The organism is Labrenzia sp. THAF187b (assembly GCF_009363375.1).
Lineage (GTDB): Bacteria > Pseudomonadota > Alphaproteobacteria > Rhizobiales > Stappiaceae > Roseibium > Roseibium algicola.
Genome location: NZ_CP045344.1, coordinates 4330502 through 4356159 on the forward strand (window position 1 = coordinate 4330502; position 25658 = coordinate 4356159).

The window sequence follows — 25658 nt, forward strand, 5'->3', positions numbered from 1 at the left end:
TTCCGAGCCTGAAACCGAATCTCAAAGAAGATACCTCATCAGGTGTGCATTATGGTTAATGAAAAGCAAACCGAAGCACTCGGGAAGTCAGATCTTTCAATGTTCTGTGGATCGGGGCATATAGAGGCCGACTTGTGTGGGTGATGCCCGAAAAATAGACAGTGGACCTTTGATGACCTCCCGTTCTTGCCTTTCGATTGTTCTGGCCGCCGGACTCGGCACCCGGATGAAATCCGACCTGCCAAAGGTGATGCATGAGATTGGCGGACTGCCGTTGGTCGGGCATGTGGTAAAGGCCCTGAAACAGGCTGGATCTGACCGAATTTCCGTCGTAACCGGACCAGATATGCCCGAGCTTGAAAAGCTGGTTCAGAACCTAGCGCCGGAAGCGCATTGTCATGTCCAGCACGAGAGGCTGGGTACGGCTCACGCAGCGCTTGCCGCCCGTTCTGCACTGGCTTCGCCTTCGGACGATGTCCTGATCCTGTTCGGCGACACTCCACTGGTGACGGCAGACACGATTGGCAAAGTTCGACGGGCCTTGTCGGATGGCGCAGATTTGGCCGTGCTTGGGTTCGAAACCCTACAACCATTCGGCTATGGCCGGTTGCTGACCGATAACGGGCAACTGGTTGCCATTCGGGAAGAAAAGGACGCCTCGGACGAAGAACGGAGGATCACGTTCTGCAATTCCGGCATCATGGGGTTTTCGGGGCAGCATGCACTCTCTTTGTTGGATGCGATTGGCAACGCCAATGCCAAAAGCGAATTTTACCTGACGGACGCGGTCGAAATAGCCAACAGCAGGGGTTTGAAGGTTGTTGCGGTTTCCGGCTCGGAAGTCGAAACGCAAGGCATCAATACGCGTGCTCAGCTGGCTGCCTGTGAAGAGGATTTCCAGGTTCGTATGCGAAATATCGCTTTGGAAAACGGTTGCACATTGCTTGCGCCGCACACGGTGTATTTCTCGCATGATACCGTTCTGGAACCGGATGTTGTCGTAGAGCAGAATGTTGTCTTCGCCCCGGGGGTAAAGGTCGCAAGCGGAGCAAGGATCCGCGCCTTCAGTCACCTTGAGGGGGCATCCGTTGGCAGGAACAGCGCTGTTGGTCCCTATGCCCGTCTGCGGCTCGGCGCGGTTCTGGGGGCCGACACCCGTGTCGGCAACTTTGTCGAAGTCAAAAACACGACCTTCGAAGACGGTGCCAAGGCCAATCATCTCAGCTACATCGGCGACGCCAGTGTCGGTTCTAAATCGAACATTGGTGCTGGCACCATTACCTGCAATTACGACGGCTACCTGAAACACCGGACCGAGATTGGAGCGGGCAGTTTTGTCGGTTCCAATTCCACGCTGGTGGCACCGGTCAACCTTGGCAGCGGGACTTTTGTCGCTGCCGGAAGCGTGATCACCGATGATGTGGACCAGGATTCGATGGCATTTGGCCGTGCTCGGCAGATCGTCAAGGAAGGCAAGGCAAAACAGTTGCGGGAGCGGCTGAAGGCTGCCAAGGAAACCAAATCCTGACTTTCCTACAATTCTCGACCCTTGTCATTTAATGAAACAGGGATTGATTTCTGATTGGCAGGCGCTGTCGTCTAAAGCAGTGCGGTCCGTTGGATCCATTTTTAAAGGGCTTTTTGCATGTGTGGCATTGTTGGCGTGTTGGGAACGGTTGATGCGGCGCCGCGGATCGTGGATTCGCTGAAACGGCTGGAATACCGGGGCTATGATTCTGCCGGCGTGGCCACATTGGTGGATGGTGCTATCGTGCGCCGCAGGGCGGAAGGCAAGCTGCGCAATCTGGAAGCCGTCCTCGAAAAGTCGCCCCTGACAGGCATCTCCGGGATAGGTCACACACGGTGGGCAACACACGGTGCGCCGACTGTTGCCAATGCCCACCCGCACCAGGCCGGCTCGGTTGCCGTCGTGCATAATGGTATCATCGAAAACTATCTGGAACTGCGAGAGGAAATCGTCGCTGCCGGCGCCGTGCTGGATACCCAAACCGACACAGAAGTTGTCGCCCACCTGGTCAATCTGGCGATGGCCAAGGGACTTTCTCCTCGCGATGCTGTTGCACAGGTTCTGCCGCGGCTGAAGGGTGCTTTTGCATTGGCGATGCTGTTTTCCGGTGAGGAAGATCTTCTTATCGGTGCCCGCAAGGGATCGCCGCTTGCTGTTGGGCATGGAGACGGGGAAATGTTCTTCGGGTCCGATGCCATCGCCCTGTCACCGTTTACCGACCGGATTACCTATCTTGATGAGGGCGACTGGGCCGTCATCACAAGGGCAGGTGTTGAGATTTTTGATCAGGCAAACCAGCCTGTCACGCGCCCGGAAGCAAGGTCGTCTGTCACCTCCAGTCTTATGGACAAGGGCAACTACAAGCACTTCATGGCCAAGGAAATCCACGAGCAGCCGGAAGTGCTGGGCCACACGTTGTCACGCTATTTCGATTACACGACCAAGCGGGCCCGTGTGGAAGGGGCTGACCAACTCAAGTTCAAGGACCTGTCGCGCCTGATCATCACGGCCTGCGGAACAGCGTATCTTGCCGGTCTGGTGTCCAAATACTGGTTCGAGAAATACGCCCGTCTTCCCGTGGAGATTGATATCGCCAGCGAGTTCCGCTATCGCGAAACACCGGTGAGCGAAAAGGACACGGCACTGGTGATTTCCCAGTCTGGTGAAACTGCAGACACGCTCGCCTCACTGCGGTACTGCAAAACGAATGGTGCCACGATCGGCGCGATCGTCAATGTGCCGGAAAGCACGATCGCCCGGGAAGCCGACCGGGTGTTCCAGACCATTGCCGGACCTGAAATCGGCGTCGCCTCGACAAAGGCCTTCACGTGTCAGCTTGCGGTGCTCGCAGGTCTTGCCCTGCAGGCCGGACGGGAACGCGGCGTGCTGACGCCGGAGCGGGAGCAGGCGCTTGTCGCGGAATTGATCGAAGTGCCGAGCCTCGCTCTCAAGGCCCTGGCCCGTGAAAGCGATATCGAGAAACTGGCGCATCCGCTCTCCAAGGCAAGCAATGCCCTTTACCTCGGCCGGGCAACCAATTTCCCGCTTGCACTGGAAGGCGCGCTGAAGCTCAAGGAGCTCTCCTACATCCACGCAGAAGGCTACGCTGCCGGGGAACTCAAGCACGGTCCAATAGCCCTCATCGATGAAAACATGCCGGTTTTCGTGATCGCGCCCTTTGATGCGATTTACGAGAAAACCGTTTCCAACATGCAGGAAGTGGCCGCGCGCGGCGGACGGATCGTGCTCATCACTGATGAACGCGGAGCGTCGGAGTGCGGCAATGCGGCCGAAAATACCGTCATTCTACCGGACATGTCGGATATCGTTGCGCCGATCATCTACGCGTTGCCTGTTCAGCTCATTGCCTACCACACGGCAGTCTTCATGGGCACCGATGTCGATCAGCCGAGGAACCTGGCCAAATCCGTTACGGTTGAATAACCCATGGACGGCAAAAGCACGCAAGATCGGGTTCTGCCCTTCGAGGAGCGGTACAGGGCTGACGTTATTGCTCTCTGGGAGAAATGTGGACTGACGCGACCCTGGAATGATCCGAACAAGGACATCGACCGCAAGAAGACCGACGAAAACGGTGCCTTCTTCGTGCTTCTGCGTGGAGACAGGCTTATCGGGTCCGTCATGGCCGGGTACGACGGCCACCGCGGGTCGATCAACTATCTTTCAGTCGATCCCGAATGCCAGACGGTGGGCCTTGGGAAAATGCTGATGAGCCGCTGCGAGGCATTCTTGATTGCGCAGGGCTGTCCGAAAATCAACCTTATGGTACGTCAGGACAACGACAAGGTTCTGCGGTTTTACGAACAACTCGGATATGCGGAGGAAAGCGCTGTTTCCCTTGGGAAACGGCTTATTCCAGACATTGAGCCCGTCGACCTATGACGGATCCTTGCAACCGTCGGGAGGGGTGTTGCCCGGGCCCGATGGACGAGACAGGACGTAGGCTGCGCAGCCGATCATGAACAGTCCGACACCTATGGCAAGCCACAGGTTCGGATGGGTTGAAAGATAGAAGACGCAATATCCGAAAGTCATTCCGGAAATGGCGAAGATTTTTGCCTTCGGCGGGATCGCGCCATGTTCGCGCCAGGCAATCACTGGCGGACCGAAGATAGGGTGGTTGAGGATGCGCGCCTCAAGTGCGGGAGAGGATCTGGCAAAACAGGCAGCGGCAAGGATGAAGAAGATCGTGCTCGGCAGAATGGGAAGGAACGCACCGACAATCCCGAGGCCGACACATCCAGTTCCCAGAAGTTTGAACGTGGTCCGCCGCAACACTGCCTCCAAATCCGGCATAATTTGAATACATCGCTGAAAAATAAATCAAGCGAAGGATACCGCACTGCGATAAAGATGCTTATCTAAGTTCGGGTCAGTTGAAAAGACGAGCACACACAGGGAAGTTTCGGGTTTAACCCATGAGCCGACACAAACATAAAGCAGAAGACGCGCACAAGATAGGCCATCGGCCGGGTGCGGCAACACGTCTTCGCAACTACTTCCTGACAGGGCTGGTCATCGCCGGCCCGATCGGCATTACCCTGTGGTTGACCTGGACCTTCATCAAATGGGTGGATGGCTGGGTCAAGCCGTTTGTACCCAAGATCTACAATCCGGACACCTACCTGCCGTTTCCGATACCCGGTTTCGGGCTCATTGTTGCAGTGTTCGTCCTCACGGTCGTCGGCTTTCTTGCAGCAAACTTCCTTGGACGCAGTCTTATCTCGGTTGGCGAAAAAATCGTCGGTCGCATGCCGCTCGTTCGTAACATTTACAGTGGCTTGAAGCAGATTTTTGAGACAGTGCTTGATCAGCGTGGAAGCAGCTTTACCACAGCGGCGCTGATCGAATATCCACGCAGAGGTCTATGGGCGATTGTGTTCATCTCCACCGACACCAAGGGCGAAGTGGAGCGCCGGCTCAAGGACAAGGCCGATACACTTTCCGTGTTCCTGCCGACCACGCCGAACCCGACATCGGGCTTTCTGCTGTTTGTTCCCAAGGAAGATGTGATTGAACTGGACATGAGTGTCGAAGATGCCGCAAAGCTCGTGATCTCGGCAGGTCTGGTCAATCCGAAATATCCGGAAATTCTGGCAGACGATATTGTCGATCCGGCGCAGCTGGAACGGGTGAGAAGCTCCGAAGACGCCTGAGTGCGTTAAGCCGTGTAATCCATTGTCCGCTTTGCCCTACGGTGTCAGCCGGCCCTGAGGAGCCTGATCGCGGCATCGCGGCCGAACAGATACAAAAGACACCGCAGAGCTTCGCCGCGTTTGGTTTTCAGATCCGGATCCAGTTCAAGGATAAGTCTCGCGTCGTCGCGTGCGACTTCCATCAGATCGGCGTGTTCGTCGGCGCGTGCGATACGAAAACCTGGCGTGCCGGATTGCCGGGTGCCGAGAATTTCGCCTCCGCCACGCAGCTTCAGATCCTCTTCCGCTATCAGGAAACCATCGTTGGTCTGGCGCATGATGTTGAGGCGCGCGCCGGCCGTTTCTCCAAGCGGTCCCTTGTAAAGAAGGACGCAGGACGACGGCTTGTCACCGCGTCCGACACGGCCTCGCAGCTGGTGCAACTGCGCAAGGCCAAAGCGTTCGGCGTGTTCGATCACGATTATGGTGGCATCGGGCACATCGACGCCGACTTCAATAACGGTTGTTGCCACCAGCACCTTGGTTGCGCCGGACTTGAAGTCTGCCATGGCGGCATCCTTTTCGTCGGCATTCATGCGGCCGTGGACCAGTGAGACGCGTTGCCGAAGAGCATGTTCTAGAACCCGATGACGCTCCTCGACGGCAGCCAGGTCAATCTTCTCGGATTCTTCCACCAGTGGACATACCCAATAAACCTTCTGTCCGTCGGCGACCGCTGCACCAACCCGGCCAATGATCTCGTCCAGGCGGTCCAGGGACACTGACACGGTTGTGATGGGCTTGCGGCCCGCGGGCTTGTCCGTCAGGCGCGACACGTCCATGTCGCCAAAGCCGGTCAGCACAAGCGTTCTCGGAATAGGGGTGGCGGTCATGACCAGAACATCGACGCCGTTGCCCTTGGCCGAGAGGGCGAGCCGTTGATGCACACCGAAGCGATGCTGCTCGTCTACGACGACCATGGCCAGATTGCGAAAGGTCACGGTTCCCTGGAAAAGGGCGTGGGTGCCGACCACGAGGTCGATCTCGCCTGCGTCCAACTGCTCCTGTCGAAGGCGACGTTCCTTCTGGCTGTCCTTTCCGGTCATAAGGGCAAGGCGAATGCCTGCTTTCTCGCACAGCGGCAACATCGACGCGTAGTGCTGGCGGGCGAGAATTTCCGTCGGCGCCATCAGGGCCCCTTGCGCACCGGTTTCTATCACCTGTGCCAGGGCGGCGAGCGCAACAACGGTCTTGCCGGCGCCGACATCGCCTTGCAGAAGTCGCAACATGCGTACTGGTTTGGCGAGGTCTTCATTGATTTCCTCGATCGCTTTTGCCTGACTGCCGGTCAATTGAAACGGCAGTGACGCTATCACCGCTTTTTGCAGTTCCCCTTTGGGGCTTCGCGAAATACCGCCAAGCGTACGCATGTGTGCCCGCACCATGGCAAGAGCCAACTGGCTGGCGAGCAGCTCGTCATAGGCGAGCCGCTGCATGAAGGGGGAGGCGGGGTCGATGTCGTTGCGTTCATGCGGTGCATGCAGTGTCTTCAAGGCATCTGCGAAGTCCGGCCAGCCAGTCTGGTGAAGATGGGCGTCATTCAGCCATTCCGGGAGGTGAGGCACACGGTCGACAGCTGCCCGCACGGCCTTTTGCAGGGTTTTGGAGCTCAAACCGGCGGTTAGCGGATAGACCGGTTCGATCGCCGGCATTTCTTCCGCTTCCTCAGGTTTCAGCGAATAGTCCGGGTGCACCATCTGAGGGCGTTCATTGAACCATTCGACCTTGCCTGACACGATCCTTCGTTCGCCTTCGGGAAAAGTTTTCTCCAGCCAGTCATGGCGCGGGTGAAAGAATACAAAGGTGATCTGGCCTGTCTCGTCGTAGGCGTTGATCCGGTAAGGTGCTTTCGAATGCCGGGGAGGCGCCATGTGCCGGCCGATGGTGACATCCAGCGTGACGATATCGCCATTTTCCGAATAGGCGATGCCCGGGCGGTGCCGCCGGTCGATAAGGCTATGAGGAATATGAAAGAGCAGATCCGCAACTGTTGCGTCGCGGTCTGGCTGGCTGCCGACGAGGCCGGATACCAGCTTTTCGATCTTTGGTCCGATTCCAGGCAAAGTCGAAACCGGGGCAAACAGGGGATCGAGGACTGGCGGGCGCATGTTCGGCGTGTAAACCTTCGAGAGACGGCAGGACGTTCGGTATCAGGAACCCCTGTTCTGCCACGAAGGCGGAGCGCTGCGCAACAAATAGAACATTCTGTGAACTGGGCGCTGACAAGCTCGTTCTCTGGCGCTATATAACCGACACGAAATCACTTGTCCGGCCGATATCGGCGAAAACAATTCTGCCTTTGCCTCAAGGCCGGTCAGCTTCTCATAGGTCTGTCTCTCATGTCCGAAATGTCCGGCGCACACGTCGATACCAATGGTGGCGAACGGGATTCCCGGCGCAAGAAAATACTGTTTCGGTGCTGGCATCGGGGCATGAAGGAAATGGATCTGCTGTTGGGTGGATTTGCGGATGCCAAGATCGACAGCCTTACGGAAGAAGAACTCCTCGAACTCGAGCACTTGCTGACAGCGCATGACCAGGATCTGTACGCCTGGATGACAGGTCGCAAGCCCTTGCCGCAGGAGTGGGACGGTCCGCTTTACCGCCGCATCATTGCCTATCATGAAGCCGCCGGTCCGGCCGGGTTTGGCAGATAACAACAAGGACGCCAGCTGTGTTTGACAGCCTGCTGAAGGATCAGGCCAACGTGACGCTTGCCGGCGTTCCGGATGGGGCCGAAAGCTACGCTCTTGCAAGGCTGCTTGCCGAATCCCGAGCGCAGGGCCTTGCCCTGGTATTTGTCGCCCGCGACGCCACGCGCATGGCCATGGTCAGCGAAGCACTTCAGTTCTTCGATCCCGAGGTCGAAATCCTGCAGTTGCCCGCCTGGGATTGCCTGCCATACGACCGCGTTTCGCCCAATTCTGCGATCAGTGCACGCCGCCTGCTTGCGCTCGGCCAACTTGCGCGTGGCATGACGGACGGCAAGAAAACCGTCCTGATGACAACGCTCAACGCGGCACTTCAGCGTGTTCCCGAGCGCTCTTTCATGGCCGACCAGACCTTCTCCATGGCACCGGGTAACCGGGTCGACATGGGAGCGATCTCCACATGGCTGGAGATGAACGGCTTTTCGCGGACCCCGACCGTTCGTGAAACCGGCGAATATGCTGTTCGTGGCGGTATTGTCGATCTCTTTGCGCCTGGAGCGGAGGAGCCCGTGCGGCTCGATTTCTTCGGCGATACCCTTGAATCGATCCGCTCATTCAACGCGGAAACACAGAGAACCTCCAAACAGCTGAAACGCCTTGACCTGGTTCCGATGAGCGAGGTCGTACTGTCCGAGGAAGGCATCTCACGCTTCCGTCGTTCCTATCTCGCCAATTTTGGCGCAGCCAGCCGTGAAGACGTGCTCTATCAGTCGATCAGCGACGGTCGCCGGTATGCCGGCATGGAGCATTGGCTGCCGCTGTTCCACGACCGACTGGAAAGTCTGTTCGACTACATCGGCGACACGCCTGTCGTGCTGGACACCAGCATGAGTGACGCAGTCCGCGAACGCGTCGACCAGGTCACGGAATACTACCGCGCACGTCAGGAAGCGCGCGAAATGGGGACAAGCGCCGGAACGGTGCCTTACATGCCGGTGGAACCGGCCAGTCTCTATGTCACCGAAGAGGAATGGCGTGCAGCTGTTGCCGACCGCGCAAGCGCCGCACTTGATCCCTTTACGCCGCCGCCAGGCAGCGGCAAGACGATTGTCGAACTGGGCGGGCGTCAGGGCCGGAGTTTTGCTGCCGAAAGGGCAGCGGGCGACATCAACATTTTTGACGCGCTGACAACTCACGTGCGCCAACTGCAAAAACAGGGCAAACGCACGGTGATTGCCTGCTGGTCGGAAGGTTCGCGCGACCGTCTCGGCCAGATCCTTGAAGACCATGGTCTTGGAGCGGTCAAGAATGCGGACACGCTGAAGGACATCGAGGGACTTCCCGCCAAGACAACCGCGCTGTGTGTACTGGGCATCGAGCATGGCTTTGAGCTCAATGACGTCGTCTTCATCGGCGAGCAGGACATCCTTGGTGACAGGCTGGTTCGCAAGTCGCGTCGCAAGTCCAAGGGCGCCAACGTCATTACCGAAGCGACGGGCCTTTCGGAAGGCGATCTCGTCGTTCACGTGGACCACGGTATCGGCAGGTTCATCGGTCTGAAAACGATCGAAGCTGTCGGTGCACCGCATGACTGCCTGGAACTTCAATATGCCGGTGGCGACAAACTCTATCTTCCTGTTGAAAACATCGAGCTTCTGTCCCGCTATGGCTCGGAAGATCAGGAAGCCCAGCTCGACAAGCTCGGTGGCGGTGCCTGGCAGGCACGCAAGGCCAAGCTCAAGAAGCGCATTCTGGAAATCGCCGACGGCCTGATCAAGACAGCAGCTCAACGTGCTCTCAAGACCGCGCCGGTGGTGGAAACACCGGAAGGCGTCTACGACGAGTTCGCGACGCGATTCCCCTACGAGGAAACAGACGATCAGCTTACGGCGATCGATGCGGTTTTCGACGATCTGTCATCAGGGAGGCCGATGGATCGGCTGGTTTGCGGCGACGTTGGATTCGGCAAGACGGAAGTGGCACTTCGTGCCGCTTTCATTGCCGCCATGTCCGGGCGCCAGGTTGCGGTGGTGGTGCCGACAACCCTTTTGGCCCGTCAACACTTCAAGACCTTCTCCGAGCGCTTTCATGGTCTGCCGATCAACGTAGCCCATGCATCCCGCCTGGTGCCCACGAAGCAACTGAGCCTGACCAAGAAAGGCATCACGGACGGATCAGTCGATATTGTCGTCGGCACCCATGCGCTGCTGGGCAAGTCCATCGAATTCCGTGATCTCGGCCTGCTTATCATCGACGAGGAACAGCATTTCGGGGTCAAGCACAAGGAGCGGCTGAAGGAGCTGAAATCGGACGTTCACGTGCTGACGCTATCGGCGACACCGATCCCGCGGACCTTGCAGCTTGCACTGACCGGCGTACGCGAACTGTCGCTGATCGCAACGCCGCCGGTTGACCGGCTGGCGGTGCGCACGTTCGTCTCGCCGTTCGATCCGTTGGTGGTTCGAGAGGCCCTTCTGCGCGAGCATTACAGGGGCGGGCAGAGCTTCTATGTCTGTCCGCGCCTTGCCGACATTGCAGAGCGCCTCGAGTTTCTTGAAAATCAGGTGCCTGAACTGAAAGTGGCGGTTGCCCACGGCCAGATGCCTCCGGGCGAACTGGAAGACGTCATGAACGCCTTCTATGAGGGCAAGTACAATGTCCTGCTGTCGACAACGATCGTGGAATCCGGGCTGGATATTCCGACCGCGAACACGTTGATCGTGCACCGGGCTGATATGTTCGGCCTTGCGCAGCTCTACCAGCTGCGCGGACGTGTCGGCCGGTCCAAGGCCCGCGCCTATGCGCTCTTTACCGTTCCAGCCAACAAGACGTTGACGGCGACTGCCGAGCGCCGATTGAAGGTGCTGCAGTCTCTCGAAACATTGGGGGCGGGCTTCCAGCTGGCCAGCCACGATCTCGACATTCGCGGGGCAGGGAACCTGCTTGGCGAGGAGCAGTCCGGGCATATCAAGGAAGTCGGATTTGAACTTTACCAGCAGATGCTGGAAGAGGCGGTTGCCCAGCTCAAGGATGGAGGCGCGGATTTTGGCGACGAGCAGTGGTCGCCGCAAATCAACATCGGCACGCCTGTTCTTATCCCGGAAAACTACGTCGCCGACCTGCAACTGCGTCTGCAGCTTTACCGTCGTTTGGGCGATGTTACCGAGGCGGAGGAAATCGATTCCTTTGGTGCGGAACTGATCGATCGCTTTGGACCGTTGCCGGAAGAAGTGCAGCATCTCCTCAAGATCGTCTTCATCAAGGGGCTTTGCCGCAAGGCCAATGTGGAGAAGGTCGATGCCGGGCCGAAAGGGATCGTCATCACGTTCCGCAATAGCGAATTCTCCAATCCAGCCGGTCTGGTTTCCTACATTGCCGAGCAGGGTGTCCTTGCGAAGATCCGTCCGGATCAGAAGGTGGTCCTGACGCGCGACTGGGATAAAACCGACGCCCGTTTGAAAGGGACCGCAACGGTGCTGACCAAGCTGGCGCGCCTGGCGGCCGCCTGAGACAGAGTTCGCCGGCTCGCTCAGACGTGTGGAACGAGTGCGCGGACTCGAGCAGGAGCCGGCCCAATATCGCACTGAACATGTGGTTATCCGGCGAACCGAGGTGTTCGCGAAGGACGACCTGGTGGCCCCAAGCCAGAATAACTTCCTGTTTTACAGAGTTTTTCTGAAACAACGCTTGAACCAGTAGAAAGGGGCGCCGGGATACCCGAAGTTGGCGATTGACACCCGATAGGCCTCAGCTCACATCCGCCCATCCTTCGGCACCCACCAGAGGTACGTAGGCGACAGCCCCGAGATTGTCTGTTTTGAACTCGGTTTCGGAAAGCCGTTCGACCCGGATGAGATCTTGCTGCCGCTTTGACCTGCCAACCGGAATCACCAACCGACCGCCTACCTTGAGTTGCTTTTTGAGAGAATCGGGAACAGCCGGCGCTCCGGCCGCAACAGCGATGGCATCGAAGGGAGCCTCGGCCGGATAGCCGAGTGTTCCGTCGGCGCAAAGGACCTCGACGTTCCTGCAACCTGCCTGTTCCAGATTTTTCCTGGAAAGGCTGACGAGCTCCTGAAGTCGATCGATCGTAATGACTTTGTGAGCGAGCTTTCCAAGCACGGCTGCTGCGTAACCAGAACCTGCCCCGATCTCCAGAACCTTCGCGTTTTCACTGATTTCAAGCAGTTCGCAAGTGAGAGCCACAACGTAGGGCTGGGATATTGTCTGGCCATATCCGATGGACAAAGGCCCATCCCGGTAAGCTCGGTTTAACTCGCTCTCCGGAACAAAGATATGGCGCGGCACACTGGCCATGGCGGCCAGAACCCGTTTATCGCTGATGCCGCGCCTGTGCAGTTGCTGCTCAACCATTTCTGCGCGTGCGGTCGTCCACTGATCCATGGGCTGCTCTCGCCGGACACAAATTTACCGTGCATTTGATTGGCTGTCTCAAGACTCTATTAAACCTAAATCCGCATAGTGAGAGAACCAAGAGGCCAGTGTATCAGCGTTAAGGTCCAAAGAGTGCCCCGAGCAGCTACCCGTCAGCGAAAACAGTCATTTCTCCGTCGATTGATCACGCCTGCAATCGCCATTGCTGCGCTTGGTTATTTTGGCTTCCATGCAATGAGCGGTGAGCTCGGAATGGTTGGCCGCGCAATGATCGAGCGTCAGGTGTCCGAACTTGAAGGGGAGTTGGCTGTCTTGACCGCACAGCGTCAGGAACTCGTCTCAAGGGTTAGTCTGCTTCGGCCGGAGAGCCTCGACCCTGATATGCTCGATGAACGCGCAAGGCTCAATCTCAACCTGGTGCATCCTGACGAGCTGGTTGTTCTCAGACCGGGTCACCGTTACAGCATGAACTGAATTTCAGTTGATTTTACTGCATTAACAAAAATCTGGTTAAATATAAAATTCCTCAGCAATGACAATATCTTGATGCAGTTGTTGCAGTGCGAGATGCGTGGATTGGATTGACAGACCCAACCGGATAAGTTGCTCCTACCTATCTTAGGGGAAACGTCACGCCGAGATGAGGGTTATGGCCACAGCATCAAAGACCACTTCCGCTAGCTCCAAGAGCACCAGCCGGACCCGCAGCTCCGCCAAGAAGGCGCAGCCTGCGATCGCCGAGTTCGATAAGGACGAAGAACTTCACGCTTACCGCGAAATGCTTCTGATCCGCCGTTTTGAGGAAAAAGCCGGGCAATTGTACGGCATGGGCCTCATCGGCGGATTTTGTCATCTGTATATCGGACAGGAAGCTGTCGTCGTCGGTATGCAGATGGCCAAGAAAGACGGCGATCAGATGATCACCGGTTACCGGGATCATGGCCACATGCTGGCAATGGATCTCGATCCGAAAGGTGTGATGGCGGAATTGACCGGTCGTCGCGGTGGCTTGTCGAAAGGCAAGGGCGGCTCCATGCACATGTTCTCCAAGGAGAAGCATTTCTATGGCGGCCATGGCATCGTCGGTGCGCAGGTGTCGCTCGGCACCGGCCTCGGCTTCGCGAACAAGTACCGTGAAAACGGCAATGTCGCGATGGCCTTCTTTGGTGACGGCGCGTCCAACCAGGGTCAGGTCTACGAGAGCTTCAACATGGCCGAGCTGTGGAAGCTTCCGGTCGTTTATGTGATCGAGAACAACAAGTACGGCATGGGCACCAGCGTAGCCCGCGCCTCCGCCACCACAGATCTTTCCCAACGCGGTGCTTCCTTCGGAATTCCGGGCAAGCAGGTCGACGGTATGGATGTGCGTGCAGTCAAGGCAGCCTCCGCTGAAGCTCTGGAATGGTGCCGTGAAGGCAAGGGGCCGTTCATTCTGGAAATGATCACCTACCGCTACCGCGGCCATTCCATGTCGGATCCGGCAAAATACCGCTCCAAGGACGAAGTCCAGAAGATGCGGACTGAACATGATCCGATCGAACAGGTGCGTGCGCGCCTCATGGACAAGGGGTGGGCTTCCGAAGACGACCTCAAGGCCATCGACAAGGATGTGCGGGCCAGGGTCGCGGAAGCTGCCGAATTTGCACAGACGGATCCGGAACCGGATGTGTCTGAACTCTACACCGACATTCTGCTCTAAGGCCGGGGGACAACATGCCGATTGACATTTTGATGCCGGCGCTTTCGCCGACTATGGAAGAGGGCAAGCTCGCCAAGTGGCTGAAGGCCGAGGGCGACACCATCTCTGCTGGCGATGTGATCGCCGAAATCGAGACCGACAAGGCCACCATGGAAGTGGAAGCGGTTGATGAAGGCACGCTTGGAAAAATCCTGGTTGCCGAAGGAACCGACAACGTCAAGGTGAACGAGAAGATTGCTGTTCTGCTGGCCGAGGGCGAAGACGCCAGTGCCATCGACGCTGCAGCTTCCGCGCCAGCCGCCGCTGCGGCCCCTGAAGCCCCTGCGGCTGCAGAAGCTTCGAGCGCACCGGCTGTGGCCTCCGCTCCGACGCCTGCTGCTCCTGCACCAGAAACTGCTGACGATCCGGAAATTCCGGCCGGTACGGCAATGAAGTCCTCCACCGTACGCGAAGCTTTGCGTGATGCGATGGCAGAGGAAATGCGCCGTGATCCGGACGTCTTCATTATGGGTGAGGAAGTCGCGGAGTATCAGGGCGCCTACAAGATCACCCAGGGCCTGCTGGACGAGTTTTCCGCAAAGCGTGTCATCGACACGCCGATCACCGAGCACGGCTTTGCCGGCCTTGGCGTCGGGGCAGCGATGGCCGGTCTGAAGCCGATCGTCGAGTTCATGACCTTCAACTTCGCCATGCAGGCGATTGACCAGATCATCAACTCCGCCGCCAAGACGTTGTACATGTCCGGCGGTCAGATGGGTGCCCCGATTGTCTTCCGTGGACCAAACGGTGCCGCGGCGCGTGTAGGTGCCCAGCATTCGCAGGATTACGCTTCCTGGTACGCCCACGTGCCGGGCCTGAAGGTGGTCCAGCCGTATTCGGCTGCGGATGCAAAAGGCCTTTTGAAGGTAGCAATTCGCGACCCGAACCCGGTCATCTTCCTGGAAAACGAAATCCTTTACGGTCATTCCTTCGAAGTCCCGGACATGGACGATTTCGTTCTGCCGATCGGCAAGGCGAAGGTGGAACGCGGCGGAACGGACGTGACGCTGGTTTCCTGGGGCATCGGCATGACCTACACCATCAAGGCAGCTGAAGAGCTGGCCGGAATGGGGATCTCGGCCGAGGTCATCAACCTGCGCACCATTCGTCCGCTGGATATCGACACCGTGCTGGCGTCCGTCCGCAAGACTGGCCGGATCGTGACGATCGAAGAAGCCTTCCCGATGTGCTCCGTTTCATCGGAAATCGCGTACCAGGTCCAGGAAAAGGCGTTCGACTATCTTGACGCACCGATCCTGCGCGTGACCGGCAAGGACGTTCCCATGCCTTACGCTGCAAACCTGGAAAAGCTGGCTCTGCCGAACGTTGGTGAAGTCATCGATGCGGTCAAAGCCGTAACCTATACCGCCTGAGGCCAGGGAGACGGACATGCCAATCAATATTACCATGCCGGCCCTTTCTCCGACCATGGAGGAGGGCAACCTGGCCAAATGGCTGGTCAAGGAAGGCGATCAGGTTTCGGCTGGCGATGTAATCGCCGAGATTGAAACCGACAAGGCGACCATGGAAGTGGAAGCGGTTGACGAAGGCACTGTCGGCAAGATTGTCGTGGCTGCGGGAACCGCAGGCGTGAAGGTCAACGAGCTGATCGCCGTACTTCTGGAAGACGGTGAAGATGCCAGTTCCATCGACACCTCCGGTGGAGCGGCGGCACCTGCTTCTTCATCGGGGGGCGACAAGGCTCCGGCTGTGCCGGAAAGCTCTCCGGCGATTGAGGTCGGGGCAAAGGCGGCAACGGATCCGGTTCCGGCTCCCAAAGCCGCTGACGGAAACCGCATCTTTTCGTCACCGCTGGCTCGCCGTCTGGCTCAGCTCAACGGTCTCGACCTGAAAGCACTTTCCGGTTCCGGTCCGCATGGCCGCATCGTCAAGCGCGACATCGAGGCAGCTCTTGCTGCAGGTACAGGCAAGGCAGCGCCCGCCGCTGCTGCTGCGGAAGCACCGAAGGCTGCTGCGGCACCGGCTATGGCAACCGGCCCGTCTGCGGAACAGGTTCTGAAACTGTTCGACAAGGACAGCTACGAACTCGTGCCGCATGACGGCATGCGCAAGACCATTGCCAAGCGTCTCACCGAGTCGAAGCAGACCATTCCGCATTTCTATGTGTCCGTGGACTGTGAACTCGACGCACTTCTGGCTCTTCGGGCACAGCTAAATGATGCTGCCGCCAAGGACAAGGAAGGCAAGCCGGCCTACAAGCTTTCGGTCAACGACATGACCATCAAGGCTCTGGCTCTGGCCCTGCGCGATGTTCCTGATGCGAACGTCTCGTGGACCGACGACAACATGGTCATGCACAAGCATGCCGATGTCGGTGTCGCCGTTTCCATCCCGGGTGGCCTGATCACGCCGATCATCCGCCGGGCGGAAGAAAAGCCTCTTTCCGTGATTTCCAACGAGATGAAGGATTACGGCAAGCGCGCGAAAGAACGGAAGCTGAAGCCCGAAGAGTACCAGGGTGGTACCACCGCGGTCTCCAACATGGGCATGATGGGCGTGAAGAACTTCTCGGCCGTCGTCAACCCGCCGCATGCGACCATTCTGGCCGTCGGCGCCGGCGAAAAACGCCCTGTCGTCAAGAACGGCGAACTGGCTGTTGCCACGGTGATGAGCGTGACGCTTTCGACCGACCACCGCTGCGTGGACGGTGCGCTTGGCGCCGAGCTTCTTGCCGCCTTCAAGGGCTACATCGAAAACCCGATGAGCATGCTTGTTTAAGCCTCATCTCCGGCGCGGCGGCAACGCCGCGCCGTTTTCAATCGATGACTTCATTCGCCGGGGAAATACACCATGGCTGATACCAATTACGACGTGATCATTATCGGCTCAGGGCCGGGTGGTTACGTGACCGCTATTCGTTCTGCCCAGCTGGGCTTCAAGACTGCGATCGTTGAACGCGAACACCTTGGCGGCATTTGCCTCAACTGGGGCTGCATTCCGACGAAGGCGCTGCTGCGTTCAGCGGAAATCCTGGACCACGCCAACCATGCCAAGAGCTTCGGGTTGACGCTGGAAGGCTCCATGAAGGCGGACGTCAAGGATGTCGTTGCGCGCTCGCGCGGCGTTTCCGCTCGGCTGAACGGTGGCGTCGGTTTCCTCATGAAGAAGAACAAGATCGACGTGATCTGGGGTGAGGCCAAGCTCACCAAACCGGGCGAAGTCAAGGTCGGAAAATCTTCCAAGCCCGTTGTCGAGCCGCAAAATCCGGTTCCAAAAGGCGTGAAGGGTGAAGGCACCTACACCGCCAAGCATATCATCGTGGCAACTGGTGCGCGTCCGCGTGCCTTGCCTGGCATTGAACCGGACGGCAAGCTTATCTGGACCTACTTCGAGGCCATGAAACCGGCCAAGATGCCGAAATCGCTGGTGGTCATGGGGTCGGGTGCGATCGGGATCGAATTCGCGTCCTTCTATCGATCCATGGGCGTCGACGTAACGGTTGTCGAGCTGATGGCCAACGTGATGCCGGTCGAGGACGAGGAAATCTCGAAATTCGCGCGCAAGGCTCTTGAGAAGCGCGGTCTGAAGATCATTACCGAAGCAAAGGTGACCAAGGTCGACAAGGCGGCAGATTCGATTACTGCCCACGTGGAGACCAAGGACGGCAAGGTCAGCAAGATTACGGCTAATCATCTGATTTCCGCTGTCGGCGTTCAGGGCAACATCGAGAATATCGGTCTGGAAGCGCTTGGCGTGAAAACCGACCGAGGATGTGTGGTCATTGATGAGTATGGCCGCACCAATGTGCCCGGCCTCTATGCCATTGGCGATGTCGCCGGTCCGCCAATGCTTGCTCACAAGGCAGAACATGAAGGCGTGATTTGCATCGAGAAGATTGCAGGTGTGCCTGGTGTTCACGGGATGGATCATCGCAAGATTCCGGGCTGCACCTACTGTAACCCGCAGGTTGCCTCTGTTGGGCTGACCGAAGCAAAGGCGAAGGAACAGGGCCGCGACATCCGCGTTGGGCGGTACATGTTCAACGCCAACGGCAAGGCCATCGCGCTTGGCGAAGACAACGGGATGATCAAGGTTATCTTTGACAAGAAGTCCGGCGAGCTTCTCGGTGCGCATATGTGCGGCGCAGAAGTGACCGAACTCATTCAGGGCTTTGTCGTCGCGATGAACCTCGAGACAACCGAAGAAGAGCTGATGCACACCATCTTCCCGCATCCGACCTTGTCGGAAATGATGAAGGAAGCTGTGCTGGACGCCTACGGCAAGGTGCTCAACGCCTGATCCCTTTTGGCCTCGGGGCAAAACTGCACCGAGGCCGATTTCCTTTTGCCGTACTCTGGATCTGCAAACAGTGAAAGAAATGCGCAGGCCTGAAGGTGGATCAGGACATCAACGCTGGACGCTTTTTCTGAAACGGGTAACGTGAAGCCGTCTGAGAAAGGGCTGAAAGGAGCCGTCAGTCATGGATGTAAAAGCAATTTTGATCTGGGTTGCAATCGGCATTATCGCCGGTTGGCTTGCAAGCGTCGTCGTTGGCGGCGGCGGTCTGATCCGTTACCTCGTCAGCGGTCTCATTGGCGCATTTGTCGGTGGTTTCCTGTTCAAGCTCGCAGGTATCAACGTCAATCTGGGCAATGCCTACGTCAATGAAATCGTCGTGGCGGCCGTTGGAGCAATTGTCGTAGTGCTGCTTGCGCGGCTGATTGCCTGACGAATTGAATTTTCTGGAAATAGGAGTCCGCGATGGGGTGGATCATCACAATCATCATCGGCCTCATTGCGGGCGCCGTTGCTCACCGGGTGCTGAACAGCCGCGGTGGTTTTCTTGGCAGCCTCGTTGTCGGCCTTGTCGGGGCACTGGTTGGCGGTGAACTCGCATCGCTGCTCAACCTGCATGTGACAGGTGGTATTCTCGATCGTCTGATTATCGCGGTTCTGGGCTCTATCCTGTTCCTGTTCATCTGGAAGAAGATGTTCAAGTGAGCACGAATTCGAACGAATTCGAGAGCCTGGAAGCTTTTGCTCTCAGGACAGGCGACAAGCTTCGCTATGGTGATACGGACCGGCAGGGACACGTCAACAATGCCGTGTTCGCCACTTTTCTGGAAACCGGCCGCGTTGAACTGCTCTACAATGAAGCGCTGGCTGACCTAGGCGCAGCTTTTGTGATCGCGCGGCTGGAGCTGGATTTCCTGGCGGAAGTCAACTGGCCGGGCGAAGTGGAGATCGGCACAGCGGTGCTTGACGTTGGCCGCAGCTCGTTCAAGCTGTTCCAGAAGGTTTTTCAGGATGGAAAGCCGGTTGCGCAGGCGGTGACCGTCATCGTCCAGATGAACGAGAGCACACGAAGGTCCCAACCGCTTTCGGAACGTGCACGCGAGCGGCTTCAGGAACTGACCGGTCCTGCGCTAAGCACATAGCTGGCTCAACGCTAATCCGTCTTGACCTTTCACCGGAATAACGACACTTAAGGCCCATGGTTACGATCGTCGACACGCTCAATCGCCCGCAGCAGCAATCCGAAGCGCGCCCGCGCCACCCGGAAAAGGCTCACCGTCCGGACAATCCGATACAGCGCAAGCCGCACTGGATCCGCGTCAAGGCACCGACATCGCCGGTCTACCGCGAAACGCAGAATGTCGTGCGCGAGAACAATCTCGTTACGGTTTGCGAAGAGGCGGGATGCCCGAACATCGGTGAATGCTGGTCGAAGAAGCATGCCAGCTTCATGATCCTTGGTGATACCTGTACCCGTGCCTGCGCCTTCTGCAACGTGCGCACGGGCATGCCAGGGCCAGTCGACCCGAAGGAGGCCCAGGGTGTTGCGGATGCCGTTGCTGCAATGGGGCTCGAGCATGTGGTGATCACCTCCGTCGACCGGGACGATCTGGACGATGGCGGTGCACAGCATTTCGCAGATGTGATCAATGCCATTCGCAAGACCGCGCCATCGACCACGATCGAGGTTCTGACGCCTGATTTCCTGCGTAAGGACGGTGCTCTGGAGATCGTCGTGGCGGCGAAGCCCGATGTCTTCAATCACAACCTTGAGACAGTACCGTCGAAATATCTGACCGTTCGCCCCGGAGCGCGCTATTTCCATTCGATCCGCCTTCTTCAGAAGGTCAAGGAACTTGATCCGGAAATGTTCACCAAGTCCGGGATCATGGTCGGGTTGGGGGAAGTGCGCAACGAAGTGCTGCAGCTGATGGACGACCTCCGGGCCGCTGATGTCGATTTCCTGACGGTCGGCCAGTATCTGCAACCTTCCAAGAAGCACCATCCGGTCGTGTCCTTCGTGACACCGGAAGAGTTCAAAGGCTATGAGCGTATTGCTTACGCCAAAGGTTTCCTGAAGGTGTCGGCAAGCCCGTTGACGAGGTCTTCTCACCACGCAGGTGAAGATTTCGCGGATCTTCGCGCCGCGCGCAAAGCAAAGCTCGGCCACTAACGCCAAAGCAACAGGACACTGGACACCGTATGCCCAGTTTTTCATCCGACCACAAAGTCAACCACAAGGCGGACGAGATGTTCCGCCTTGTTGCCGACGTAGAGCGATATCCCGAATTCGTGCCGCTTTGCCAGGATCTTCACGTGCGCGGCCGCAAGGAACTGGATGGCGGACGGACGGTGCTGGTGGCCGACATGACAGTTGCCTACAAGCTGTTCAAGGAAACCTTCACCAGCCGCGTGGAACTGCGTCCGCAGGACAGGACAATCCTGGTTGAATACCTGGACGGCCCGTTCAAGCACCTGGAAAACAAATGGACGTTCGAGGACTCGGGCGAGGGCAGCTGCAACGTCGGTTTCTATATTTCCTACGAATTCCGCAGTCGGACACTCGGCTCTCTCATGGGCGTCATGTTCGAAAAGGCCTTCCGAAAGTTTTCAAGCGCCTTCGAAGCCCGCGCGGACCAGGTTTACGGGACCTGATCAAGCTGACCTGTGGTTCTACTTGAACTGCTTGAAGGCGTCGCGAATGATGCGGATACGGCTCGACTGCATGTCGAGGGGCTCTGCCTGGCGACGGATCTGCTCGATTTCCTTCTTCTTCAACCCGAGACTTTCGAGCGTTGCGAAGGACGTGTAATCGGTACAGACGGGCGTGCGGCTGGAGCCGACATTCTCTTCGACCACGAGGTTTCTTCCGGCAGCAGCTTCTTCTTCCGTCCAGATCACGGTGTTCGAGGATACCCAGAATGTGCGGTCGCAATATTGGGCCTGGTAGTAGCCCTCTTTCGGTTTTGTCAGAATTTCATGAAACCCGGTGAACGTACCGTTGGAATACTGGGACCTGATATAAAAGTCGCTCTGAGCGTAAGCGACGCCGGCAAAGGCAGTGCCAGCGGCCGTCAGTGCAGCGAAGAACGCGAGCGCGCGTTTCATGTCAGGGTCCTTTTTTCTACGCGTTTATGTCACCTGTTCCTGTTGAAAGTCTAAGCTGACCAGCTTACCCGAGCCTTACCAGCCCGGTGCCGGCTTTTTTAGTTGCCGTGATACGACTTGGCAGCGTTGTCGCCACCCGTTGTTTTGAAGGCTTCGCGAATAACCGCGAAACGGTTTACCCGCTTTACCGACGACCCGTCATTTTGAACGACAAGTCTCGGATCATCCTGTACGCCGAGGTCTTCAAGCGTCACCTGTTCTTCAGGATGATCGCAAATCGGCCGCCAGCCTTTGCCCCGGTTGAACTCCACCCGAACCTTGTAATCCTGCTGCACTTCAAGCTGCGTCCAGGCGACTGTCGCATAGCGTACAAAGTAGGATCTGCCACAATACTGAACTTCCACCAGCCCGTCCGCCATCCGGTCATAGATGCGGTGGGAGCCGCGGAACAGCTGATTGCCGTCGCGAGAAATAATGTAGGTGTCACCCGGTTTCGGCGTGTTGTTGCCGGCCTGCGCATTGGCGCACGCAAGGGCGAGGGCACTTCCTGCAAGAAGCGCACGTTGGATTAACATATCCCGTTCCCTTTGCCGCGAAATCATTTCGCGAGTTGGTTCCTGCTTACGGTGACCATACGGCAAGTGTTTGTAAAAGTGATTTCGTAAGGGAAATTAGTTTGATTAAAACTTTAAAAGCACTGATTTTGTTGAGGAAATATCGAATATCTGTCCAGAAGCAGTCGGCTTTTAGCGTGTGTGATACGTGCTGTGGCCCTCTTCGGCGCTATTGCTCTGGAACATTGCGCCGATCGCGGAAAGTCTGCTTTGTGGGGCCGAAGTCTCATCTGGGGCTGCCAGAAGATCGTGCGCGCTCATTGTGACGCCGATGTCCTCAAGACTGACCTGTCGCTCGGGATTGCCGCAGATCGGACGCCAGCCACGGCCAAAATTGAATTCCACCTGAACTTTGTTGCCACGTTCGGTTTCCACTTGCGTCCAGGCGACGGAATGGCTGCGGACAAAATAGCTGCGCTCGCAATAAGAGACCTTTTTCAATCCGCGGGCGTTTTCCGTGAACAGCTTGTGACTGCCCACAAAGTGTCCGCTGCGATCGCGTGAAATCAGATAAAAATCGCCAGGCTGAGGTATGGCACCTGCAAAAGCGGTGGAGCCTGCGCACAAAAATGCAGCCAGAATGGTCGCTGGTTTAATCATAAAGGTTCTGATCTTGAGTTACGTTGAGGTCAAGTTGTCTGGAATATACATATGACCAAGCGGAAGCCCAGCGCGAACTCCCATGAGCGTTAATGAGCATTTACTCAGGAAATTGCATTTAAAATCGATGTGAGGGCAGTTCTGACGGTGGCAAGCCGGATTGATTGCCGGCCGCTATCTGCAAACCAGCAATGGAGATGATCCGTCGGGCGATCCTTTGCCGCGACGGCAATATGGACAGTGCCAACCGGTTTTTGAGGACTTCCGCCACCTGGTCCAGCGATACCCGTTACAGAGACTGCTACATCCGCATTGGATCTGGCGAGTGCTCCTTCTGCCATGGCGATCGCGACTTCCTTGCTGACGGCTCCAAACTTTTCGATAAGGTCTTTCGGAACGCCCAGCATTTCGTTCTTTGCTTCATTGGAGTAGGTCACAAACCCCCGGTCCACGGCGGCCGAAGATCCCGCGATCTCCGTAAGTGCCCCGCAAATCAGGCCTCCGGTGCAGGATTCTGCCGTTGCAACCATCTTCTTGGCGGCAATGAGCCCCTCGAGCACAGCAATTGACAGAGGTGCAAGCTCTTCCAGGTTGTTCGGAGATGTCTCAGTCATGGATTTCTAGTCCTCGTCCTGAAAAGGAAGACGCACTGTCACACTGGCCAGGGCCGCAATACCTTCCTTGCGGCCTGTGAAACCCAGACGCTCGGACGTCGTGGCCTTGACCGAGATCCTCGAAACAGGCACGGCGCAAATCTTGGCAATCGATGTGCGAATTGCCTCGCGGTGAGGCCCGATCTTCGGTTCCTCGCACACGATGGTGATGTCGACATGCGCCAGTCTTCCGCCGCGTTCAGACAGGCGGCGCATGGCGTCCAGTTGAAACTGGTCAGAAGAGGCGCCTTTCCACTGCGGGTCGCTTGGAGGGAAATGCTGGCCGATATCACCATCGCCAATGGCACCAAGCGTAGCGTCTGTTATAGCGTGCAGCACCACATCCGCGTCTGAGTGACCTTTCAGCTTGCTGGAGTGGGGAATGGCTACTCCGCCCAAAATGACGGCATCGCCATCTTCAAAGGCGTGAACGTCGTATCCGATCCCGGTTCTGACATCGGCAAGTTCTGAAAGGAGCAACGGGGAGGCGAGGGTTGTCGACATCAGTTGTAACTCGGCCTGTTGTTCTGCGCGACTGAGGTCGGCGGCAGTTGTGATCTTGAATGCAGCGGGGTCGCCCTCCGTCAGGACAATGGTCATCCCGTCCCATTCCGCAAGGCCGGTGTCGTCAGTAAAATCGAGTTTTCCCGCAGCTACCGCCTTTTCATGCGCCATGAGTATGCGCTGCAAGGGAAAGGCCTGTGGCGTCTGCGCTGCCCAGAGCCCGGCTCTGTCGACGGTTTCCAGCGAGCGACCCGATTGATCTGCTCTTTTTAACGTGTCGGCGACGGGCAGGGCGGCGAGTACGCCTTCGTTTCCTGCCTGCAGTCGCTCAAGCAATCTGTCTATCACGGCAGATGGGAGGAACGGCCGTGCAGCGTCGTGGATCAAAACGTAATCAAATCCTTCGAGGGCGAGGGCCTTCAATCCTGCCAGGACCGACTGCTGCCTGGTCGCACCACCGTAGACTGCCGGTCCGATCTTTGAAGCTGTTTCGTTGGAAGCCGCTCTTGTTGCTTCAGAGAAATGGTTCACGTCGTCAGGGTGAATGACGGTTACGAGACGGTTGATCCGGGGATGATTCCCGAGAGCATCCAGTGTATGGCTCAGCACTGGACGGCCAGCCAACGGCCTGTATTGCTTGGGTAACGCATTGTCGGAGCCCGCAAGACGGGTGCCACGCCCTGCGGCAACGACAAGGGCGGCAGCGGTTTTTGTCATTAACGGGCTCCTCGTGCTCTGCATCAAACCGTCAGCTTTGAACCGTCTTTACCTAGGAACCTGTTCGGACCGCAAATTTTGACTTGTTGCATTGCGAAACTTGTCTACAATATAGGCAATTATGAATCTGCACAGTCAATAAGCAGAAAAGAGACGCTGTGTCGCCGTCTATGAAAACACTCACGATTGGCCGGTATCAACTCGCAAACCCGGCCGTGCTCGCGCCGATGTCCGGCGTGACCGATCTCCCTTTCCGCCGGCTGGCTGCCAGATACGGCGCCGGTATGGTCGTCAGTGAAATGGTTGCGAGCGAATCCTTTGTCAAAGGCGACGCCGAAACGCAAATGCGTGCGGAGGCTCAGGACAAGGGGCTCCATGTCGTTCAGCTTGCAGGGCGTGAAGCCCGCTGGATGGGGGAGGCCGCCAAGGTTATCGCTGGCCTTGGTGCCGATGTAATCGATATCAACATGGGTTGCCCTGCGAAAAAGGTGACGTCCGGATACTCCGGTTCTGCGCTGATGCGGGATCTCGATCATGCCCTGACGCTGGTTGATGCGACGGTAGAAGCGGTCGATGTACCCGTCACTTTGAAGATGCGCCTTGGCTGGGATGACAAGAACCTGAATGCACCGGAGTTGGCCCGCCGTGCGGAAGCAGCCGGGGTGCAGCTCATCACCGTTCACGGGCGCACCCGGTGCCAGTTCTACAAGGGCAAGGCCGACTGGCGTGCGATAGCGGCTGTCAAGGATGCGATTTCGGTTCCCCTGATCGCAAATGGTGATTGCAAGAGTGCTGAAGATGCCTTGCGTATGCTTGAGCTTTCCGGCGCGGACGGCGTGATGATCGGCAGGGGCGCATATGGACGTCCCTGGTTGCCGGGCCACATCGGACATTTTCTGGCAAGTGGCGAACAGCTCGACGCACCTACGGGAATAGAGCTGGCGGAGCTTGTGGCGGAGCACTACGAGGCCATCCTCAGACACTACGGGGAGCGGCAGGGTGTTCGCATCGCGCGTAAGCATCTCGGTTGGTATCTGGACGAAACAACGGCTGCTGGCGCGACCGACGTCCCTGGATCTGTCCGCAAGACCCTAATGACTTCCAATCAGCCGTCGGAGGTTATCCGCCTCGCTAGCGACTGGCTTTCTTCCTCCAACAAACGGACAGCAGCTTGAAG

At 57.5% G+C, this 25658-nt stretch carries 25 protein-coding genes; 17 read left to right on the forward strand and 8 right to left on the reverse strand.

Annotated features, from left to right (window positions below; translation table 11 throughout):
* Positions 1-172: 172 nt before the first annotated feature.
* The 3 genes from glmU to FIV03_RS19995 all read left to right on the forward strand — a co-directional run bounded on the left by glmU (position 173) and on the right by FIV03_RS19995 (position 3931).
* Entirely contained in the window at positions 173-1528 is a 1356-nt protein-coding gene (glmU, locus tag FIV03_RS19985; protein ID WP_152510724.1) for a bifunctional UDP-N-acetylglucosamine diphosphorylase/glucosamine-1-phosphate N-acetyltransferase GlmU, read from the forward strand.
* A gap of 117 nt (positions 1529-1645) precedes the next feature.
* Positions 1646-3472, forward strand: coding sequence for a glutamine--fructose-6-phosphate transaminase (isomerizing) (gene glmS, locus FIV03_RS19990; RefSeq protein ID WP_152510725.1), 1827 nt, complete (start codon positions 1646-1648; stop codon positions 3470-3472).
* Between the two features lie 3 nt (positions 3473-3475).
* A complete protein-coding gene (locus FIV03_RS19995; protein WP_152510726.1) occupies positions 3476-3931 on the forward strand; it encodes a GNAT family acetyltransferase in 456 nt (151 codons plus the stop codon).
* Here FIV03_RS19995 and FIV03_RS20000 read toward each other — a convergent pair.
* Complete coding sequence (locus FIV03_RS20000) at positions 3926-4345, reverse strand: YbaN family protein (RefSeq protein WP_152510727.1); 420 nt, start codon at positions 4343-4345, stop codon at positions 3926-3928. The genes FIV03_RS19995 and FIV03_RS20000 overlap by 6 nt on opposite strands.
* Positions 4346-4467: 122 nt before the next feature.
* Between FIV03_RS20000 and FIV03_RS20005 the strand changes: the two genes are divergently transcribed.
* On the forward strand, positions 4468-5205 hold the full coding sequence (locus FIV03_RS20005; protein ID WP_055654395.1) for a DUF502 domain-containing protein: 738 nt from the start codon (positions 4468-4470) through the stop codon (positions 5203-5205).
* 44 nt (positions 5206-5249) lie between these two features.
* On the opposite strand, the gene recG is transcribed toward FIV03_RS20005, so the two are convergent.
* On the reverse strand, positions 5250-7352 hold the full coding sequence (gene recG, locus FIV03_RS20010; protein WP_152510728.1) for an ATP-dependent DNA helicase RecG: 2103 nt from the start codon (positions 7350-7352) through the stop codon (positions 5250-5252).
* A 231-nt stretch (positions 7353-7583) separates the two neighbouring features.
* Here recG and FIV03_RS20015 point away from each other — a divergent pair, with 231 nt between their 5' ends.
* A complete protein-coding gene (locus FIV03_RS20015; RefSeq protein ID WP_077292816.1) occupies positions 7584-7901 on the forward strand; it encodes a succinate dehydrogenase assembly factor 2 in 318 nt (105 codons plus the stop codon).
* 17 nt (positions 7902-7918) lie between these two features.
* A complete protein-coding gene (gene mfd, locus FIV03_RS20020; RefSeq protein ID WP_152510729.1) occupies positions 7919-11404 on the forward strand; it encodes a transcription-repair coupling factor in 3486 nt (1161 codons plus the stop codon).
* 238 nt (positions 11405-11642) lie between these two features.
* Here mfd and FIV03_RS20025 read toward each other — a convergent pair whose 3' ends face one another.
* Positions 11643-12299, reverse strand: coding sequence for a protein-L-isoaspartate(D-aspartate) O-methyltransferase (locus tag FIV03_RS20025; protein ID WP_152510730.1), 657 nt, complete (start codon positions 12297-12299; stop codon positions 11643-11645).
* A gap of 243 nt (positions 12300-12542) precedes the next feature.
* Here FIV03_RS20025 and FIV03_RS20030 point away from each other — a divergent pair, with 243 nt between their 5' ends.
* The 10 genes from FIV03_RS20030 (at position 12543) to FIV03_RS20075 (ending at position 20940) form a co-directional block, all read left to right on the forward strand.
* Entirely contained in the window at positions 12543-12764 is a 222-nt protein-coding gene (locus FIV03_RS20030) for a septum formation initiator family protein (protein ID WP_228866647.1), read from the forward strand.
* Positions 12765-13068: 304 nt separating this feature from the next.
* Entirely contained in the window at positions 13069-13989 is a 921-nt protein-coding gene (gene pdhA, locus FIV03_RS20035; RefSeq protein ID WP_228866669.1) for a pyruvate dehydrogenase (acetyl-transferring) E1 component subunit alpha, read from the forward strand.
* Positions 13990-14003: 14 nt separating this feature from the next.
* Positions 14004-15401, forward strand: a complete 1398-nt coding sequence (locus FIV03_RS20040; protein ID WP_152510731.1) for a pyruvate dehydrogenase complex E1 component subunit beta — start codon at positions 14004-14006, stop codon at positions 15399-15401.
* A 16-nt stretch (positions 15402-15417) separates the two neighbouring features.
* The gene (locus FIV03_RS20045) at positions 15418-16767 is read left to right on the forward strand and encodes a pyruvate dehydrogenase complex dihydrolipoamide acetyltransferase (protein WP_055654387.1); all 1350 of its coding nucleotides are present in this window, start codon (positions 15418-15420) and stop codon (positions 16765-16767) included.
* Positions 16768-16839: 72 nt separating this feature from the next.
* Positions 16840-18288, forward strand: coding sequence for a dihydrolipoyl dehydrogenase (gene lpdA, locus FIV03_RS20050; protein ID WP_152510732.1), 1449 nt, complete (start codon positions 16840-16842; stop codon positions 18286-18288).
* Between the two features lie 181 nt (positions 18289-18469).
* Entirely contained in the window at positions 18470-18718 is a 249-nt protein-coding gene (locus FIV03_RS20055; protein WP_022998572.1) for a GlsB/YeaQ/YmgE family stress response membrane protein, read from the forward strand.
* 32 nt (positions 18719-18750) lie between these two features.
* A complete protein-coding gene (locus FIV03_RS20060; RefSeq protein WP_022998573.1) occupies positions 18751-18990 on the forward strand; it encodes a GlsB/YeaQ/YmgE family stress response membrane protein in 240 nt (79 codons plus the stop codon).
* Positions 18987-19427, forward strand: coding sequence for a thioesterase family protein (locus FIV03_RS20065; RefSeq protein WP_152510733.1), 441 nt, complete (start codon positions 18987-18989; stop codon positions 19425-19427). Before FIV03_RS20060 ends, FIV03_RS20065 begins: the two co-directional genes overlap by 4 nt.
* 56 nt (positions 19428-19483) lie before the next feature.
* Entirely contained in the window at positions 19484-20458 is a 975-nt protein-coding gene (lipA, locus tag FIV03_RS20070) for a lipoyl synthase (RefSeq protein WP_022998575.1), read from the forward strand.
* Between the two features lie 29 nt (positions 20459-20487).
* The gene (locus FIV03_RS20075; RefSeq protein ID WP_152510734.1) at positions 20488-20940 is read left to right on the forward strand and encodes a type II toxin-antitoxin system RatA family toxin; all 453 of its coding nucleotides are present in this window, start codon (positions 20488-20490) and stop codon (positions 20938-20940) included.
* Between the two features lie 18 nt (positions 20941-20958).
* Here FIV03_RS20075 and FIV03_RS20080 read toward each other — a convergent pair whose 3' ends face one another.
* The 5 genes from FIV03_RS20080 to FIV03_RS20100 all read right to left on the reverse strand — a co-directional run bounded on the left by FIV03_RS20080 (position 20959) and on the right by FIV03_RS20100 (position 24481).
* A complete protein-coding gene (locus tag FIV03_RS20080) occupies positions 20959-21393 on the reverse strand; it encodes a hypothetical protein (protein ID WP_152510735.1) in 435 nt (144 codons plus the stop codon).
* 98 nt (positions 21394-21491) lie between these two features.
* Complete coding sequence (locus tag FIV03_RS20085) at positions 21492-21968, reverse strand: hypothetical protein (RefSeq protein WP_152510736.1); 477 nt, start codon at positions 21966-21968, stop codon at positions 21492-21494.
* A 171-nt stretch (positions 21969-22139) separates the two neighbouring features.
* On the reverse strand, positions 22140-22448 hold the full coding sequence (locus FIV03_RS20090) for a hypothetical protein (RefSeq protein ID WP_152512533.1): 309 nt from the start codon (positions 22446-22448) through the stop codon (positions 22140-22142).
* 263 nt (positions 22449-22711) lie between these two features.
* The gene (locus FIV03_RS20095; protein ID WP_152510738.1) at positions 22712-23221 is read right to left on the reverse strand and encodes a CinA family protein; all 510 of its coding nucleotides are present in this window, start codon (positions 23219-23221) and stop codon (positions 22712-22714) included.
* A 6-nt stretch (positions 23222-23227) separates the two neighbouring features.
* Positions 23228-24481: a bifunctional 2-C-methyl-D-erythritol 4-phosphate cytidylyltransferase/2-C-methyl-D-erythritol 2,4-cyclodiphosphate synthase gene (locus FIV03_RS20100; RefSeq protein WP_152510739.1), complete on the reverse strand. Its 1254-nt coding sequence runs from the start codon at positions 24479-24481 to the stop codon at positions 23228-23230.
* Between the two features lie 170 nt (positions 24482-24651).
* Between FIV03_RS20100 and dusB the strand changes: the two genes are divergently transcribed.
* Positions 24652-25656, forward strand: coding sequence for a tRNA dihydrouridine synthase DusB (dusB, locus tag FIV03_RS20105; protein WP_152510740.1), 1005 nt, complete (start codon positions 24652-24654; stop codon positions 25654-25656).
* The last annotated feature ends 2 nt before the right edge of the window (positions 25657-25658 follow it).

Coding starts and splice junctions, on each gene's coding strand:
- FIV03_RS19995 (WP_152510726.1), top strand. CDS start 3,476: ATGGACGGCAAAAGCACGCAAGATCGGGTTCTGCCCTTCGAGGAGCGG.
- FIV03_RS20075 (WP_152510734.1), top strand. CDS start 20,488: ATGCCCAGTTTTTCATCCGACCACAAAGTCAACCACAAGGCGGACGAG.
- dusB (WP_152510740.1), top strand. CDS start 24,652: ATGAAAACACTCACGATTGGCCGGTATCAACTCGCAAACCCGGCCGTG.
- lipA (WP_022998575.1), top strand. CDS start 19,484: ATGGTTACGATCGTCGACACGCTCAATCGCCCGCAGCAGCAATCCGAA.
- FIV03_RS20005 (WP_055654395.1), top strand. CDS start 4,468: ATGAGCCGACACAAACATAAAGCAGAAGACGCGCACAAGATAGGCCAT.
- FIV03_RS20025 (WP_152510730.1), bottom strand. CDS start 12,299: ATGGATCAGTGGACGACCGCACGCGCAGAAATGGTTGAGCAGCAACTG.
- FIV03_RS20085 (WP_152510736.1), bottom strand. CDS start 21,968: ATGTTAATCCAACGTGCGCTTCTTGCAGGAAGTGCCCTCGCCCTTGCG.
- FIV03_RS20100 (WP_152510739.1), bottom strand. CDS start 24,481: ATGACAAAAACCGCTGCCGCCCTTGTCGTTGCCGCAGGGCGTGGCACC.
- glmU (WP_152510724.1), top strand. CDS start 173: ATGACCTCCCGTTCTTGCCTTTCGATTGTTCTGGCCGCCGGACTCGGC.
- FIV03_RS20095 (WP_152510738.1), bottom strand. CDS start 23,221: ATGACTGAGACATCTCCGAACAACCTGGAAGAGCTTGCACCTCTGTCA.
- FIV03_RS20000 (WP_152510727.1), bottom strand. CDS start 4,345: ATGCCGGATTTGGAGGCAGTGTTGCGGCGGACCACGTTCAAACTTCTG.
- FIV03_RS20080 (WP_152510735.1), bottom strand. CDS start 21,393: ATGAAACGCGCGCTCGCGTTCTTCGCTGCACTGACGGCCGCTGGCACT.
- FIV03_RS20060 (WP_022998573.1), top strand. CDS start 18,751: ATGGGGTGGATCATCACAATCATCATCGGCCTCATTGCGGGCGCCGTT.
- lpdA (WP_152510732.1), top strand. CDS start 16,840: ATGGCTGATACCAATTACGACGTGATCATTATCGGCTCAGGGCCGGGT.
- FIV03_RS20030 (WP_228866647.1), top strand. CDS start 12,543: ATGGTTGGCCGCGCAATGATCGAGCGTCAGGTGTCCGAACTTGAAGGG.
- recG (WP_152510728.1), bottom strand. CDS start 7,352: ATGCGCCCGCCAGTCCTCGATCCCCTGTTTGCCCCGGTTTCGACTTTG.
- pdhA (WP_228866669.1), top strand. CDS start 13,069: ATGCTTCTGATCCGCCGTTTTGAGGAAAAAGCCGGGCAATTGTACGGC.
- FIV03_RS20055 (WP_022998572.1), top strand. CDS start 18,470: ATGGATGTAAAAGCAATTTTGATCTGGGTTGCAATCGGCATTATCGCC.
- glmS (WP_152510725.1), top strand. CDS start 1,646: ATGTGTGGCATTGTTGGCGTGTTGGGAACGGTTGATGCGGCGCCGCGG.
- FIV03_RS20045 (WP_055654387.1), top strand. CDS start 15,418: ATGCCAATCAATATTACCATGCCGGCCCTTTCTCCGACCATGGAGGAG.
- FIV03_RS20015 (WP_077292816.1), top strand. CDS start 7,584: ATGTCCGAAATGTCCGGCGCACACGTCGATACCAATGGTGGCGAACGG.
- FIV03_RS20040 (WP_152510731.1), top strand. CDS start 14,004: ATGCCGATTGACATTTTGATGCCGGCGCTTTCGCCGACTATGGAAGAG.